This is a genomic window from Actinocrispum wychmicini (assembly GCF_004345645.1).
In the GTDB taxonomy this organism is placed as follows: domain Bacteria; phylum Actinomycetota; class Actinomycetes; order Mycobacteriales; family Pseudonocardiaceae; genus Kibdelosporangium; species Kibdelosporangium wychmicini.
The window spans coordinates 63,190-78,834 of record NZ_SLWS01000020.1 but is presented as its reverse complement, the minus strand read 5'-3'; the positions used below and the strand labels follow the sequence as shown (position 1 = coordinate 78,834).

Here is a 15,645-nt window from a genome sequence, read left to right as displayed (position 1 = left end):
TCGGCGTCGATCGTCCGCAGAGTGTGCGGCTTCGCCCAGGCGGCGTCCGCGATGATGAGGGCGTCCTTCGCCTCGGTCTTGGCCTCAGCAGGCTCGGGGGGCTGGAAACGCAGCTACGCGACCGCGCCAGTCCCCGACGCTACTTACCGTCGCCGCAACGCCTTGAACTACTCGGCCGCCTGCTGGTCGAGGACGGCCAGCCCCTCCGGACCCGAGTCGCGGCAGCGATCGTGGCCAGCGCCCGCCAGTCCGGTGGGCTGGTGCCCGGCGTGCCGACCGGTAGCCGCTCGACCGAGTGAAGATCACGTGGGACAAACACCCTGGAGCGACAACGCAAGGCGAGACGAATCGAGGTGAGCGACAAGATCAGGTGAGACGGTTCGGCATCGCGGGTTCGGCCGAATCGATGTCGGCCCAGACACCAGCGGAGGGTGTCCAGTTTGTATCGGTGACGCCCTGTTCGGGGCATTGGTAGACAACCGACCGACTACGGGGGTGTCGCAATGCTCGATATGGGGAGCGCTCTTGTATGGCAATCTCGGATTGGGTGATGTCGATGACATGTCTCTCGGATGCTGAATCCGTGCATGGAAACCTGGACGATTGGTGTTGAAATGACTGACATGAATAGCTCTCGCATGGACGCCTCGGTTGCTGATATAGCAGAATACGGCATTCGTTGTCTGGCTCCGACTGAAAACTGGTTCGTAGCCATCGGAGCCTACATCGGATATGCCGTGCAGGTGCGCGGACAAGTCGATCTCCGAATATTGTCAGCGGCATTCGACGCCGTGCGAAACGCTTATCCAATCCTTTCAACTCGACTCGAAACGGTCGGAAGAACCCACATGCTCGCGCGAGGTGTTCCGCCGCTGCCGACGCCTACTGTTTGCGATGCCGAAAATCTGGATGATCTCTTCTTTGATGTGAACGTGGATCCGCGTCGCGCAATGGCCGGAATCCATGTGGTTCGTGTCGGCAATCGGTCCACGATTACGTTGATGGTGCACCATGCGATCGCGGACGCACATCACGCGTTGGCCATCCTGGATGAGCTATGGTCTGCGTATGCCGACCTCGCTCGTGGTGTGACCCCAGATTTGAGCCCACACGCGTATCCTGATGCGGTTGAAAAAATACTGTCCGACCGGGGCTTGGGTAAGTTCGAATACCCCACGCCACCGGCGAGTACTCCACCACGGCGAGATTTTGCCAGCGAGGCCGGACTTCCCGTTTTTGCTAACTCAATTATTCGTTGTAAGCTAGATGCAGAGCGAACCAGTGCTCTCATTGAATTGTGTCATCGCGAGAAGATCACGATGAACGCATTGGTGTCGGCGGCTATCATCAGGTCGGAAGCGGATGACCGACACGTATCCATTGCGAATGTTCCGTACTTCATCACCGTCGATATGCGCACGAGGCTGGCGCCACCTCTCACACCTACAGCGGCGACTAACGTGTTGAGCTGGATCGGTTTTACCGCCACACCTCACACTGATATCGACTTTGTTGGGCTTTCACGCGCAATCGGCGCGCATCTTCCTGCGGAGCTGGCCGATGGTACCGCTGTACACGAAACGGCGAGGCAGGTCGACGATTTCTTCGCAAACCTAATGACTCCAACAACTCCGGGCGCGGTCGTGACAACCAACTGGGGCGTTGTGCCGATGTTACATTCACCCCATGGCCTGGAGATTGAAGATTTTCGTGCTGGCATATATAATAAGATACAAGACGTCAGCGTCTTGACGCCTACCGATTCCGAAGCGTTAAGCGTCTACATAATATACACCTTCGAGAATCAACTGAGTGTGGATATTGTTATCACAGACCCGAAACAACTGGACTCGGCGCGCAATAGGGGCGATGCTATCAATGCCTGTCTATGCTCAATTTCCGATTAGAGCCATGTGTGGTCTAATTCAGATCTTTCGCATGGCCGGCACGCAGTGTGGCGGGTTTGATCACAGGTAACTGTTCAGGGCTTATGCGAAGTCGGATGTCAGCGGCTTGGCCTGCTGATTTGCGTTGCGACACACCGGAGATCGCCTGTATCGGCTGCTCGATTTGTCCGGGGTCGCGGTGGGGCCGGTTGTTGGGTACTTCTTGGACCTGCAGGCGGCCGGGCTGGTCGGTGGCGACGCTGGGCTCGTACGGCATGGACCTGCTGCGCTGGTTCCGACCTGTGGGCGGTCGAGGTGAGCTGGGACCGGGCGAGCCGGATCGAGGCACGCGACCTCAACCGTGGCTGCAACTGGCCGGTAAGCCGGCTCGGGTGCACTGGCGCCGCCGTGGACAGAACGCAACGGGCATCGACGAGCGGACAAGCGCGGCGCCGTTGCCGGGGACGGTGAATCCGGTGACCGGAAGACCGTTGCTCGGCACAAGATACGCGGCGACGGCGATCGCACACAGTGTATTAGCTCCGTGCTCCGCGCTTTCTACGAGTTCCACGCCGAGGTGTGCTCGGGGCCGGTCATCGACCCGTTCCCGCTGGCTCAGTGCCGATAGTCGACCAGCCAGTCCCGTCGGACAGATGTCCGCCTTCCGATCATGGGGACTGGGGTCGGCGGGTGTCGAGCGTGACCAGAACGCCGGCCTGGTCGAGTTCCTGGCGTAGCAGGGTGTTGTCGTGGTGCAGGGCTGCGATCGCTGTGGCCGCCGCGTCGAGCCGTTGGTTCAGCTGGGTGCATTCGCGGGTCCGATCCGCGAGCTTCGTGCGAAGCCGGGTCAGCTCGTCGTTCTTGCGCGCCTCGCCGGGAGTCAGCCCGCCGCATTCGGTGACGCGCCTGTCCCAGTCGGCCATGACACGGTGTGCCGGTTCATGGTGGCGCGGCTGACACCGGATCGCCGGCTGGGTCTGCGCCATCGGGGTAAGGGATGTCGATGGTGGCTTGGGTAGTAGTGGGCTGGCTATGGAGATTTCCACGCCAGGTCACCGCGGTCGTGGCGACGGTGCCAGTCACGGTTGCGTGATCGGGGCTGTCGGTCAGCACTGCGGCGGATGCTCGTTCGCGCAGTAGGGTCAGGTAGCCAGCGTGGTCGAGTTCGCACTCGTCGGTGGGGGTCCTGGTGGCCAATCAGGCGCGTGGTGGCCCCGGGTGACGGCTGACAGCCAAATGTCCGGAACGCGTTGCTGGTGGTGAGGTCGGCTGACCAGTTGTTCGCACATCCACAGTAGACGGCCAGCGCCGCGGCCAGGTGCCAGGCGGCGCCAGCGAATGCGTTGAGCTAGATCCGCTGCGACGACAGCGATCCACGGATGCACTGTGCCGAGCAAACCCTGTGCCGCAAGCCAAGACAGGAAGCGCGGTACCCGGTCGTAGACAGGGTACAGAGTGCTTAGTGGGATGCCTGCCACTACGCGTCGAGCCGGCTTGCTGTGAGCGAACAAATGGGGTGAGCGGGCGACAAGCAGCATTCCAGCGCGGGCGAGGTCGCCTGGCGATGCGGTGGTTTGGGCGCCGAGACCCTTTACGATGCGGTGTGGGTGATGAGCTGCGTCCCCCGGCTTTGAGAACGGTGGCGACTGCGGGACGGATCTTGTCGGGTACCAGGATCGTACTGAGTGCTTGGACAGCGACCGACAGGACGAGAATCAACGCGTCTTCGGCGGCATCTGGGTCGGTCGGTGCGGGAAGCGCGGTAAGGGGCTCGGCGCAGCCGGCTGCCAGCTTGGGTGGACACCATCATCCGGGCGGTCAAACGACCGAGGTCGGTGATGGTCAATGTGGTGTTGTCGCCGTCGTGTTTCTGAGTGAGAAAGCCTTCGTCGACCAGGAAGGACACCGCATGCTGCCCGGGGTCCAGTGCGTCGTCGCCTTGGGCGTACGCCAGGGTTTCCACCCACCATGCTTCGGCGTCGGCCAGGCTGGTGATGCGGCCTTGTAGCACTTCCGCCAGCACGTGGTCGGGCAGGCTGTCGTGGATGTGGAAGTAGACGGAGTACTCGGCTACGAGCCGGGTTTGCCAGGCGGGGCGCTGATTTTCGTCGACGATCAGGTGGGCCCAGCCTTCCGTTTCCCTGCGCCGATTCGTCCCGCCCGGCCGAACATTTTGCAACACCATTGCCGTGTCCATGGTCTGGTTGCCGACGGTGGTGTCCCGTACGACTACGGCACGCGCTGGCACACGCCGGGTTGTCCGCGCACGAGCTGTCGGCCACTGCGACGGCGCTAAGTGACCGGGGTGCGGTCGCACCACTCCCGCCAGGTCAGGCCGTGTGGCGCCAACTGCTCGCGGTGGAACGCGACCCATCGGTTGTCGTCCCACTCTGTTTCGGCGCTGGTCGGTGGGGTCAGCAGGTCGGGATAGGTGGTGGTGACCAGCTCCCGCAGCCAGGGAGCGGCTTGCTGCAGGTCGCTGATGGATTGTGCGGTCTCGGCGTAGAGCCCGCGTCCGCGGACATCCGATTCGGCGAGAGCGGTCTCGGGTGGGAACGGCTGGATGGTCGAGCTGTTCGCCGCGGCGGAAACGACCACGGGCAACACGGGCAATGTCCCGAGCAGGGGCGCGGCGATCTGGCCGCTGACCAGCCGGGTGTAGTGGTTGCCGAAGCCGAAGTCGTCGGTGATGCCGAACTTCTCGGCGAGTGAGTGCGCCTGCCTCAGCGGGACGTTCCAGGACAGGTTTCCCCGAACCGAGGGGGCGATGGCACCGGGGGCGGACGCGGCGTCCGGAGTCCCCACGGCCAGCCGCCCCTCTCCTAGGGTGCTGACCCGTTTCGCCGTCCGCAGGAACGTGGGCGGCACGGGACGTTCCTTTCCGTCGACTGGGTTTCGCCAGGTCGTGATCCGGTTTCCGGTCCGCGGGTCGACCGGGACATACAGAATCCGGGACAACCGGGTCAGCGTGAGGTCACCGGTGCGGACCAGGCGGGAGGCGCGCAGCCCGGTGTAGTGAATGAGCTCGGCTCCGTGTGGCAGCTTGTCCGGCATCGGGTTGCCGGGCATGTCGGCGTAAACGGTGATGTCGCTGGCCTCCCAGGCAACAGCGCCGTCGATACGCGTCTGTCCCGCGAGCAGGAGCAGATCGTTGAGATTGGTGACCTTGGATAGGATATCCGCGATATTCGCGGGTACACCTAGCGGGAGGGGAGGCGGCGGGAACTGGGACAAAGTGGGTGTTACGGCCCGGGCCAGCCCATTGCCGGCCAACGATGTGCCGAGGGCGGTCATCGCGCCTATTGCGAACGTGCGTCGTCTCATGGCGTGCTCCTTGTCGGCACGATGCCGCGGCCGGAATTCCGTCTCCGGTCAGCGGTAGCTGGGCAGATGCAGGTCGAGCCCAACATAGGAGACGACCTCCGGGGGCAGAAGGTCCCCGAGCCGGTGCCCAATCTCGCACCACTGCGAAATCGGCGGCAAGACCTCCCGCCATTGAGGTATCCAACAGGCACCCAGCGCATGTGCATCGACCACAGGGATGACGGTGAGGCGGCTCCCGGCGACCGCAGCAAGCCGATGGGTTCCGGTCAATGCCCGGTCCCCGGCCATCACCACCGGCGGCCCGTTCCACCCTCGTTCATCCATTTGCCTCCGCAGGAGCGCGACTTTGCCGGGATCCTCGACCGGTCGCGGTGGACAACACCCCACCCAAGATCTGTACGTGACCAACGACGCAATGACGCATTCCACTCGCTCCATAACGGCCCTTCCTTCAGGTTTCCATCCGATCGTAGGCTGCATTCGGCAGTACCGGCACCGACGTTCCCTCGAAGGTGTACGGGCTGAAAGACCCTGGCATCGATTGCGACTACTGGTGACCGGATGGGGTCGTTGTCCCCGGAAGGGTTGACGGGTTCCGGCAAAGCAAAGTCGATCACCCGGATGCGGGTAGGCAGTTGGATCGATATCCGCGACCTAACCCATATGCGCCACCTAGCATCAAACATGCTGGTTTACCAAGGTCGAGTACTAACTCCGGACACCACCGAGTTCATTCGCTCGCTCGGGTGACAAGCGCCGCTAATTCACCCGTTTGAGTCACGATCGCCAATGAGGAGACCTGCCTGCCATGAGGAGCATGGCAGGCCCGAGCAGGCCGTATCCGTGTGAGCGGGACGTCCAGTCCAACGAACGGGAGTCGTAGTGTCCAAGCAACGGGAAGCGCGACCGCGAGGCAGACGTTTCCGAACAGTTATGGCTGGGACAGGGATCGCCATCGGCGCCGGGCGATCTCCTCGGTGGCGTTCGCGGCATGGACCACAGACGCTACCGGCAGCGTGTCGCGCAAGGCCGGCAGTGTGCAAAACCTGACCATTGTCGCCGCGCCGGATCCGAAGGCGGACCTGTTCCCCGGCAAGACCGGTGCGGCCCAGTTCACCATCACCAATCCCAACCCGTTCGACCTGACGATCACCTCGATCACCTTCGGTACGGCGACCACCTCGGCGGCCGACTGCGTCCCATCGAACATTGGCAGCAGCTCAGGCGCGGGTGGAGCAGTGGCGGCGCACGGGCAAGCAGCCGTCGCCGGTGATGATCTGGACGCCGGCGCAGACTGGGCGATTTCTCGATCACGCCGTGCATGACCGGCTCTACCCGCTGTACTTGTTGGTCGCTCACCGGGGCTTGCGGCGCGGGGAAGCGTGTGGGGTGCGCTGGTCGGATATCGATCTCGACGCTGGGGTGTTGACGGTGGCGAATCAGATTGTGCAGTACGGGTGGGAGACGGCGATGTCTCGTCCGAAGACGACCTCGTCGGAAGGCCAGGTCGCGTTGGACGGCGATCTGGTCGCGGTGTTGCGTGCCCACCGAAGCCGGCAGGTGCGGGAACGGGACGAGGCAGGCGCGCGGTGGGTGGAGACCGAGGGGTTGGTGTTCACTGGGCCGAGCGGAGAGGCGCTGCATCCGGCCGACGTCACGGATCGATTCCAGTTTCGGTCAGGCAGGCGGGGTTGCCGCCGATCCGGCTGCGTGATCTGCGGCATGGTGCGGCGACCCTGGCGCTGGCCGCCGGGGTGGAGATTAAGGTGGTTCAGGAGATGCTGCGGCATTCCTCGATCACGGTGACCAGTGACACGTACACCAGTGTCTTGCCGGAAGTGGCTCGGGCGGCAGCGGAGAAGACAGTGTTGATCATCCCTCGGAGCGCTCAGAAACCTCTCGGGCTCGTCTCGGGCGCGTTTGCGTCCAGTGTGGACGGTGAACAGATGGTCGGCGAGTATGTAAAAGAGCAGGTCGAGATGCATCTCGACCTGCTCTTTGGGGGTGCGCCGCCAGGGACTCGAACCCCGAACCCGCTGGTTAAGAGCCGACCCGAGACCGTGCCGGGTGGTGCCGAATAATGTTGCCCTGCAGTGTTTCTGCACGTCGAGTCCATTGTGGCTTGCCGGGTCGTGTCGCTTGGTGTCGTGCTGTTTCGGTCCTCTCGGGCTCTCCTCGGGCTCGCACATGCCGGATTCTATCGGACCGTCCAGCTGCGTTGGGGTGGTTGTGATGAGCGTGATGACAGCGGCAGCCGCGACCACTGGAGATGCCCCGGCAACGGTGGCTCCGTCGCGCGAACTCACGACTGGAGACCACTTGCGGCGGTTGAGTTTGGGACAGTTCACGGCGGTTGCGGTGTCGGTGGTTCTGGGGCTGGTGGTGGCTGGCTATGGGTTGGCGGGTTCGTATGTGACGGTGTCGGAGTTGGCTGCGCGGCGGGGTGTGCCGTTGGCGGGGTGGGTGCCGGCGGGTATCGATGGTGGCTTGATCGCTGTGGTGGTGCTCGACTTGGTGTTGGCCTGGATTGGTGTGCCGGTGGGGTGGCTGCGCCAGTTGGTTCGTGTTCTGTCGGTTGGCACGATTGCTGCGAATGCGGCTGGTGGCTGGCCGGACTGGATTGCTGTTGGGTTGCATTCGGCTGCGCCGTTGATGTTGCTGGCGATCGTTGAGGCGGGACGTGCGGTTCTACTCCGGCGGATGGGCCGAGCCAACAACACGTTGCGCGATTCGATCCCGTTGGTTCGTTGGGTGTTGGCGCCGTGGCGGACCTGGTTGTTGTGGCGGCGGATGGTGTTGTGGCAGCTGACCAGCTATCGCCAGGCGGTGGACACCGAGTTGGAGTTGCGTCGGGCGATGGCCCTGCTTCGGACGCGTTACGGTCGGCGCTGGCGGCGACAGGTCCCGGCGGATGTGGTGTGGATGCTGCGTACGGGCACTCACGTGAGCGACGCCTGCGCGTGGGTTCGCACCACTGTTGAGCTTCACGATCCTGCTCTGAGTTCAGCGGAGCCGGTGCCGGCAGTGTCCGGCGACCAATCAGGCAGCGCCGTGATGCAGGCTGTGGTTCATGCCGCGCCAGAGCCGTCGTCGCGGGTTGACCTCGATGCCGCGTTGGCGTCCCGGATGCCCGCAGTACGGGCCGATCGGGAGCAGTTCTCCGAGGCGGTACGGCTTAACCGTGAACACTGGGCGGCGACTGGCCGGCCTATCTCCGCCGAGACCCTGCGCAAGCGGTTGCGGCTCGGTGCGGCCAAGTCCCGCGACTGGTGTCGAGCCATCCGGGACGAAGATCGAGCGGCGGTGTGTGGCGCTGGCGCCGTGAGGTAGCGGCCATCAAGTGGATGCACTTTGATCTGCATGCTGCCGGTCAGCTCATAGGGGAGTCGGGAGATGTGCACAGGCTGTGGACAGTCGGAATATTTTGACGTATTATTGCTTGCATGATGGTTCGACGGCCCGGCTTGGACGTCAACCCTGACCTGTTGATCGCCGCTCGTGAGGCGCTTGGTCTGACGCAGAAGCAGTTGGCTGAGCGGCTTACCCAGTTGTCCGGCGCTCAGCCGGAGATCAGTCAGGGGTACGTCTCTCGAGCTGAGAAGGGCGTCTTGACCGTGTCGGGGGACAGGCTGGACCTGTTCGCGCTCGCCTTGGAGTCGACACCGGACCTGCTGGCTGGTGACGCGAAGTTGTGGTCTCTGGGAGACGGCTGTCTGTACCACCGCAATCGCGCGTCGACGAAGGCCTCCACGTTGCGGCGGTTGCACGCCCAGGTCAATCTGCTGCGCTTGTATGTCCGTCGGCTCGCCGATGTTGCGAGTGTGCCGCTGCCGGAGTTCACCTTGACGCCACTGCAGGTCGGCGGCGTCGATGGGCCTGAAGATGCCGCACGTGCGTTGCGACGTGCGTTGAAGCTGCCGGACGGCCCGATCGACTCGATGACCGAAGTGGCAGAGCGAGTGGGAGCTCTGGTTGTCCCGATGTCGCTGGGTGGACGAGAGGTGGATGCGACGAGCCTGCATCCACCGGGCGAGCCGCCGGTTTTCGTGATCAACATCGACGCGCCGGTCGATCGGCGGCGGTTCACGCTTGCGCATGAACTCGGGCATGTCGCGTGTGCTCCGGCACCGGACATGGACGCTGAGGAGATGGCGCAGGCGTTCGCCAGCGAACTGCTGGCCCCTGCGAAGCAGGTTCGCGCTCACCTTACGACCGCGCCGATCACCCCGGCGCGTTTGTTGCAGCTCAAGGCGCACTGGCGGATGTCTGCCGCGGCCTTGTTGCGTCGTGCGGTCGACCTCGCGGTCATCACTGACGGGCGGTATCGCAGTATCAATTCCCAGATGTCCGCGTTGGGCTGGCGTACCAGTGAGCCCGAGCCGCTGCGTCCCGAGCCGGTGCAGTTCGTTCCCGTGGTTGTTGCCGCCGCTGTTCGGAACGCTGGAGGTGTCGACAACGCCGCCCGGCTTGCCGGGACGACCTCAGGCAACCTCCGACGTCTGCTTGGTGACGACTTGCTGGCGGTGACCGATGACTGATCTGCACGGTGGACGCGCCGCGTCCGCGGGCGAGTCCGAGTTCGCCGGCCGTTTGAAAACGCTCGCGGGGCGGGCTTGCCCGGAACGTCCGGCAGGCAGAGTGGGGGCGTTGCTCAATCGGATCCTCGTCTACGCCCGGCCGAATCAGGTGCCGTTCCTGCGTCCTTATGTCAGCACCGAGCGGAGCGGTTTCGTTCTCGCCGGCGCGAAGGCCAAGGATCGGATGCAGTCGCTGGACGATGCGAACTATGAGGGCGTAGCCCTGTGGGATCCAGCGGCGTACGAGACGTACACGGCCACAGTGGACGCACCGTTCCAGCTGCCTAAGAACCAGTTGCTGCCGATGAGCCTGGACGACGTGCTCGATCAGCAGTTGGTGGCGGGCGGGGCTGCCGCACTCACCCCGACCGGATATATACCCGCGGGTGACACCGACGCGCTGAAGGCGGCTGTCGGCCAGGTGAAACAGCTCCGTCGAACGGATGTCATCTTCGTCGTTCCCTTGGATGTCTCCCTGCTGGGCCGAGCCTTCATCCGGCAGACCACGGCGATCCTGGCCGACGCGGACTGTCCCGTCGGGCTCGTGCTGGGGAGGCAATACGACCCGCTCGCCCAGGACACGGCACGGATCATCCCGAACTTGCGAACACTGGCTGCCACAGTGGATCTCATGCCGTTACGGACCGACTTCAACGCGCTCGATCTCGTGGCACACGGCGCGTTCGCTGGCGCGATCGGTACCGGAGGAACGGTTCGGCACACTATCAACCCTGAAGAAAAGTCTTTGGCGCGAATAAAAGATCAGTCACCCAGCGTGCTGTTCCCAGAGCTGGTGTGTTGGTGGAAGGGCAGCAAGATCGCAGATCTGTACGGTGCCCGGCCGGGCCCACGGTGCGGCTGCGCAGTCTGTGACGAACAACAGCTGACTCGGTTCCTCAGAAGAACACATCAGAACGAGGCCCACGCCCATGCGGTCGCCGTATGGGAACAGTGGGCCGGCTACATGCTTGAGAAACCGACGATGAAGGACCGGGCGGAGTTCTGGCGGACGCTGTGCGCCAGTTCCCTCCAAGAGCACCAGTTCATTACCCACAGGCTGCAGCGGAAGGAACCGCTCAAACCGCAGAAACCGGTCGAGGTATGGGCGACTCTCCCCGCGTGGCCTGACTCCTGACGTTAGCCAGGCACTTGCGCTGGTAGGAGCTGTCCGTACGCGACTTCGGCGAAGCGCCACCATGCCGGAGTGGGGCGCCACTCGGCGAACACCTCTGGTTGAAGAACCGTCACTGGAGCGGCCTTGGGGCCGACGGCAACACCGATTCCGTACCAGGACGCCTCGGCGAGTGCTTCATCAGCGTTCTCGGGAAGGTCGGGCACCACGACCGTGCGCTGGCAGTAGGACGCGAATCGAGAAGCTCGAATCAATCCGTCGTCCCACTTCTTCGCGTACACGACTGCCATGATCGGCATGACTGCGGGAACAACGCGACGTACCACTTGTGCGCCCGTGAACTCGACTACCCCAGGTTGGCAGCGTCGAAGCTGATGCAAGCTGGTCACGTCCAGCGAACGCTGCGGCACCGGCACGTCAGCTGGCAAGTCCATCAACACGTCGATCAACTCCAGCGACGTCAGTTGGCCGAGGCCCAACTCGCCTCGACGGCGATGCTCCACCGCATCGAGCCGATGGACCATCACGACGGCCGTATCGAACAGGCGCATCTTGGCGGCAGCCAGGTCCTCGCCGGGCACGACGAAGGCGGAACCGGACTGGACCGGGACGGCGGATGGCGACACCGACACTGAAACCTCCGCCCGTGACAGCGGGACTGGAGTACACGGGTCAGTCGCCACGGCGCGATCCTCTCCTAGCGGCCGCCAGGCTCTGCGCAGAGGGTGCCCCTTAGGGTGTCGTTGATCCGGGGCCTACTTCGCGCAGGTCAGGAACTACTGACAGGTGAATCGAACACCTGTTCGGAAGGGATTGCAACCGCTGGACAGCTCACGGATCACTCAACGACGGGACTCAGGGCGACGACACTCCGGGGCAGGTTTGTCTCTCCCGGGGCTGCGCAGGAGTTCTTTGAGCTTGGCGATGGCGAAGCCCCAGCCTTAGACGATGGTGAGCTTGGGTGGCACGGGTATCTTTGTCCGGTTGGTCAGCACGTCCAGCAAGACTGGGCCAGCCGTGCTGAACGCTTACTTTGCCCGGTCGGTGCGGTCGTGATTCCGAATCGCACAGAGTATGTCGACGACCTGGTCGACCGTCATCCCGAAGGCCAGCGACCTCCGTGCTGGTGTGGTGTGTACTCCCATCGGCGACGCTGCTCATCCGGCAGTTCCCACAACTCGATCGGGCCTCTGCGTACCGAACCGGTGCCGGGTTGCATACCTGCACGGGACCCACGGTGATCATTTCAGGGTCGAGTCTGACGTGCTACGAGGCGTGAGTTCGGTCAGCGTGGACGTCATCCAGCATGCGCAACACGGCGTGGTAAACCTAAGCGCTCTTGTTAGTAACGTCTAGGGGGACGAGTGGACAGCCTGACCCGCTTCCAGCATCATATCTGGCTGGCTGCTGACCAGCTCCGCGGCACGTTTGCGGTCGGCGAGTACGACAGAGTTATCCTGCCGTTCGTCTTCCTACGCCGCTTGGACTCCATGCTGGCGTCTACCAGAGAAGCGGTTCATGACCACTTGAGGGAAAATCAGAGTGTGCCCGATGGTTTTACCGGCTTCGACTTCTATAACACCAGTCCGTTCGATTTTTCTTCCCTTCTCTCTGACCCGTCACGCGTCAGGGAGAATCTTATGCACTTCGTGGATGGATTCTCTCCTAATGTGCGTGAAGTGATCGACGGCTTTGGCTTCAGGCTCATCGTGTCTCGGTTGGATGCTGCTGGCCTGCTATACGGAGTGTGTCAGAGTTTTGCTAGCATCGACCTTTCCGAGTCTGCCTTTGACGAATTTTCGATGGGGTATCTGTTTGATGACTTGATCCGCAGGTTCGGTGAGAGCGGCAACGCGGATCCGACCCCGCTTGACATAGCGAGCCTGATGGCGCACGTGCTGGTCGATCAGGATTCGATCGAGTTGTCTGACAGTTCCTCGATAGTGTCCGTCATGGATCCATGCTGCCGCAATGGGCAAGTGCTACTTAAGTTGAATGCGCATATAAACCAGATTTCTCCTAAATTGGGTGTCGATCTTAATGGTTACGAGGCAGATGGCTTCGCCTACGCGCTAGCCAAGTCGTCCTTCCTGTTACAAGGGGTGCCATTCGGGGGAGTAAAGCTCGGAAATGTCTTACGTCAAGAGTTCACCGGGTCATTCGACTACCTCGTCACACATATCCCGTTTGGCGCTTCATGGCGTGGAATAAAGGACTATGTCAAGTATGAGCCCAAAGGGCGGTTCCGGCACGGATTGCCTCGCACTACCGACAGCGCCTTGCTTCATATTCAGGATCTCATGGGCCACATGACGCCAGCTACCTCTGGGGGTGGGCGAGCTGTCGCGCTAATCAACGGATCACCTTTGTTCGCTGGCCACGTGAACTCCGGTGAGGCGCAAATTAGACAGTGGCTGATCGAGTCTGATTACGTCGAAGCGGTCATCGCATTGCCGGAAGGTCTTCTCTCTGGCAGTGCTGTCGGGTCATACCTGCTAATCTTGACTAACCGCAAGGAGTCTTCTAGGCGTGGAAAAATACAGATGATCAACGCTCAGGAGATGCACACCCCTTTGCGTAAGCGGTTGAACTATAAGCGTCGAATGTTGTCCGGAGAAGACATTCAGGGCATCCTGGGCCTCTATCGGCGGTTTGCGGACGAGGATCGATCCCAAATCATGTCGAACAGTAAGCTTGGCAAGCAACGAATCGTCATCGAACGACCGCTTCGGGTACGGTGGGAGATCAACAATCATACGGTCGAGCTGGTAGGGAAGACCAAGGTTGTCGGTGCGCTGGAACCAGGCGTCCGTGGACGTCTGATGGATAGACTTCGCGGTTTGGTTGGCCAAACTCACGACGATGACCGGAAACTTCGCGTCACTGTGGCTGAACTCGTCCGAGAACTCGATGCGCGCCCGTCGCTGAGCAAAGCGATTCTTCGAGCCTTTACCGTCCGAGCTCTCGATGCATCACCTCGGTTGTCGCGGAGCGGTGAGCGGACACCCGATCCGGACTTGCGTAAGACAGTCGACCTGCCATTGATCGATACAAAGGAGAGTGTCGCCGCTCGCTTCAAGAAGGCGCTCGGCGAAGGTGCATGGATCGATTGGGACCGAACGGTAACGGGATATACTTTCCCCCGTCAGCCGTTCCTAGTAGCCAAATGGGAAGGGCCTACACGTCCACTTAACGAGATGGTTGACCAGATCCGGTCTCGATCACGCAGGTACGGTCAGGAGCAGGTCTTTCCTCTACTGAGTGCTCAGGATCTTGATTCCGTCGACTTCGCTGGCGATCTCGATGCAACTGCAGATGGCCAGGATAATCTTGCGCTGTGTCATGGTGGAGACGTCGTGGGCTCGTTCAACCGGTGGCGCCATCTTCCTCCGGACTTTGGAGAGGCGCTTACGAAACTCACCGTTCTACGGCCACGTGGCGGTGTTCATGCAGGGACGCTCGCTGAGTGGCTCAACGCGGGCCAAATCACTGGATGGTCAGGCGGTTTTTCTCTCCCTGATAGCCTGCCTACTCCTACAGTCGCACTACGGGACGATGAGATTGCAGCCCTGATCGCCTCCTTGAATCAAGGTAGGCGGACTATCGATCAAGTCACACGCACACTACTGCCCAACGTGTTCCGTACGGACGTAGCCGATCTGGAGGCACTGAAGGGGATTGCGGTAACGACAGCATCCCAGGCGCACCTACTCAACCAGGTACTTCAGCCTCTGGAGGATCCTTTCTGGCGTGCCGAGTGGAATTATCCGTTCCACGTTGCTGTGCTGGCTCGCCAGTATCGCCTCGCGCAGGGCGCTACCGCGCGCAGAGAGCGAATCCTACGCCTTGCCGAAGGCATCACGAGAGTGCTTGGACTATTCGCGCTCGTCATTCGAGTCCGTAGGCAAGGCGTCTTTAGTAACAACCTCAAGAAGAGCTTTGACCGTGGCGCATCGTTCAACTCGTGGCTTACGGTGCTCAGGAACCTGAAGGCTGATGGCGAGATTCCTGAGCTGCCCGAACTGAACAGGGTCGCATTTGACCCGGGAGGTCTAGGGGCGCTGCTGGAGTCGCTGTGTAGAGCTCGCAACGACCCGGCGCACGCCCACGGGGCCATGACTGACCGCGCGATCGAGGACGAGGTTGTCGTTGTGGAGCAGGACGTGATGACCTGCCTGGACCTGGTCGGATGGTTTGCCACCACCCGCTGGGAGTTTGTCGAGCAATGTCTATACCTCGGTGAAGGTGAAGGCTTCAGGCTTGTCGGCTATCGTCTGGTCGCCAGCCACCCGGACTGGGAACGGTTCGAACGGGACGTAGCCGACCCCCTGCACCCCGACCGTATCCACGTCTGGTCAGAGTTGGCACCGCCGATTTCCTTCAAGTGTTTCGCACGAGTGCTTGACTGCGACGATTGTCGACGCAAAGAGTTGTTCCTCTTTGATGGAGTCACTGATGAACGTGTGACTCTTCGCAGCCTAAACAATTGTGACACTAATATCCCTATCGACCTTACGGGATAGAGCTTGTTGCGTTGTGTTAGCCGACGGCGTATCGGCAATGTAACTTCGACTGCCGCAACAAACGCGACGGTTGGTACTGCGTCGGCGTCGCCCACGCGAGTCAAATCGGGATCGCCATTGCCGGTTGAACAGGTTGATGGAGGTCGGTTCTTCGAGGCGGTACGGTGATGTTGCCCAGTTTGACGGGCACGGAGGTTGGGAGA

Annotated in this window: 12 protein-coding genes; 7 read left to right on the top strand and 5 right to left on the bottom strand. The window is 62.0% G+C overall.

Annotated features, from left to right (window positions below; genetic code table 11):
- Positions 1–587 precede the first annotated feature (587 nt).
- A complete protein-coding gene (locus tag EV192_RS51085; protein ID WP_165961033.1) occupies positions 588–1,907 on the top strand; it encodes a phthiocerol/phthiodiolone dimycocerosyl transferase family protein in 1,320 nt (439 codons plus the stop codon).
- A gap of 13 nt (positions 1,908–1,920) precedes the next feature.
- On the opposite strand, the gene EV192_RS54475 is transcribed toward EV192_RS51085, so the two are convergent.
- The 4 genes from EV192_RS54475 to EV192_RS51070 all read right to left on the bottom strand — a co-directional run bounded on the left by EV192_RS54475 (position 1,921) and on the right by EV192_RS51070 (position 5,210).
- Complete coding sequence (locus tag EV192_RS54475; protein WP_165961032.1) at positions 1,921–2,163, bottom strand: hypothetical protein; 243 nt, start codon at positions 2,161–2,163, stop codon at positions 1,921–1,923.
- A 391-nt stretch (positions 2,164–2,554) separates the two neighbouring features.
- Positions 2,555–2,809, bottom strand: a complete 255-nt coding sequence (locus tag EV192_RS51080; protein WP_132126076.1) for a hypothetical protein — start codon at positions 2,807–2,809, stop codon at positions 2,555–2,557.
- Positions 2,810–3,477: 668 nt separating this feature from the next.
- Positions 3,478–4,083, bottom strand: coding sequence for a hypothetical protein (locus EV192_RS55210; RefSeq protein ID WP_207926949.1), 606 nt, complete (start codon positions 4,081–4,083; stop codon positions 3,478–3,480).
- Positions 4,084–4,178: 95 nt separating this feature from the next.
- Positions 4,179–5,210: a hypothetical protein gene (locus tag EV192_RS51070; protein WP_132126075.1), complete on the bottom strand. Its 1,032-nt coding sequence runs from the start codon at positions 5,208–5,210 to the stop codon at positions 4,179–4,181.
- 977 nt (positions 5,211–6,187) lie between these two features.
- Between EV192_RS51070 and EV192_RS51060 the strand changes: the two genes are divergently transcribed.
- The 5 genes from EV192_RS51060 (at position 6,188) to EV192_RS51035 (ending at position 10,922) form a co-directional block, all read left to right on the top strand.
- Positions 6,188–6,535: a hypothetical protein gene (locus EV192_RS51060; RefSeq protein WP_132126073.1), complete on the top strand. Its 348-nt coding sequence runs from the start codon at positions 6,188–6,190 to the stop codon at positions 6,533–6,535.
- 57 nt (positions 6,536–6,592) lie between these two features.
- Complete coding sequence (locus EV192_RS51050) at positions 6,593–7,291, top strand: tyrosine-type recombinase/integrase (protein ID WP_341771007.1); 699 nt, start codon at positions 6,593–6,595, stop codon at positions 7,289–7,291.
- A 151-nt stretch (positions 7,292–7,442) separates the two neighbouring features.
- The gene (locus tag EV192_RS51045) at positions 7,443–8,540 is read left to right on the top strand and encodes a DUF2637 domain-containing protein (RefSeq protein ID WP_243727620.1); all 1,098 of its coding nucleotides are present in this window, start codon (positions 7,443–7,445) and stop codon (positions 8,538–8,540) included.
- Positions 8,541–8,653: 113 nt separating this feature from the next.
- Complete coding sequence (locus tag EV192_RS51040; RefSeq protein WP_132126070.1) at positions 8,654–9,748, top strand: ImmA/IrrE family metallo-endopeptidase; 1,095 nt, start codon at positions 8,654–8,656, stop codon at positions 9,746–9,748.
- A gap of 301 nt (positions 9,749–10,049) precedes the next feature.
- Positions 10,050–10,922: a hypothetical protein gene (locus EV192_RS51035; protein ID WP_132126069.1), complete on the top strand. Its 873-nt coding sequence runs from the start codon at positions 10,050–10,052 to the stop codon at positions 10,920–10,922.
- A 2-nt stretch (positions 10,923–10,924) separates the two neighbouring features.
- On the opposite strand, the gene EV192_RS51030 is transcribed toward EV192_RS51035, so the two are convergent.
- Positions 10,925–11,551 carry a hypothetical protein gene (locus tag EV192_RS51030; protein ID WP_132126068.1) on the bottom strand — a complete coding sequence of 209 codons (627 nt, stop codon included), beginning with the start codon at positions 11,549–11,551 and terminating at the stop codon, positions 10,925–10,927.
- Between the two features lie 732 nt (positions 11,552–12,283).
- Here EV192_RS51030 and EV192_RS51025 point away from each other — a divergent pair.
- Positions 12,284–15,442, top strand: a complete 3,159-nt coding sequence (locus EV192_RS51025; protein ID WP_132126067.1) for an HsdM family class I SAM-dependent methyltransferase — start codon at positions 12,284–12,286, stop codon at positions 15,440–15,442.
- The last annotated feature ends 203 nt before the right edge of the window (positions 15,443–15,645 follow it).

Coding starts and splice junctions, on each gene's coding strand:
- EV192_RS51085 (WP_165961033.1), top strand. CDS start 588: ATGGAAACCTGGACGATTGGTGTTGAAATGACTGACATGAATAGCTCT.
- EV192_RS54475 (WP_165961032.1), bottom strand. CDS start 2,163: ATGCCGTACGAGCCCAGCGTCGCCACCGACCAGCCCGGCCGCCTGCAG.
- EV192_RS51080 (WP_132126076.1), bottom strand. CDS start 2,809: ATGGCCGACTGGGACAGGCGCGTCACCGAATGCGGCGGGCTGACTCCC.
- EV192_RS55210 (WP_207926949.1), bottom strand. CDS start 4,083: ATGGACACGGCAATGGTGTTGCAAAATGTTCGGCCGGGCGGGACGAAT.
- EV192_RS51070 (WP_132126075.1), bottom strand. CDS start 5,210: ATGAGACGACGCACGTTCGCAATAGGCGCGATGACCGCCCTCGGCACA.
- EV192_RS51045 (WP_243727620.1), top strand. CDS start 7,443: ATGAGCGTGATGACAGCGGCAGCCGCGACCACTGGAGATGCCCCGGCA.
- EV192_RS51040 (WP_132126070.1), top strand. CDS start 8,654: ATGATGGTTCGACGGCCCGGCTTGGACGTCAACCCTGACCTGTTGATC.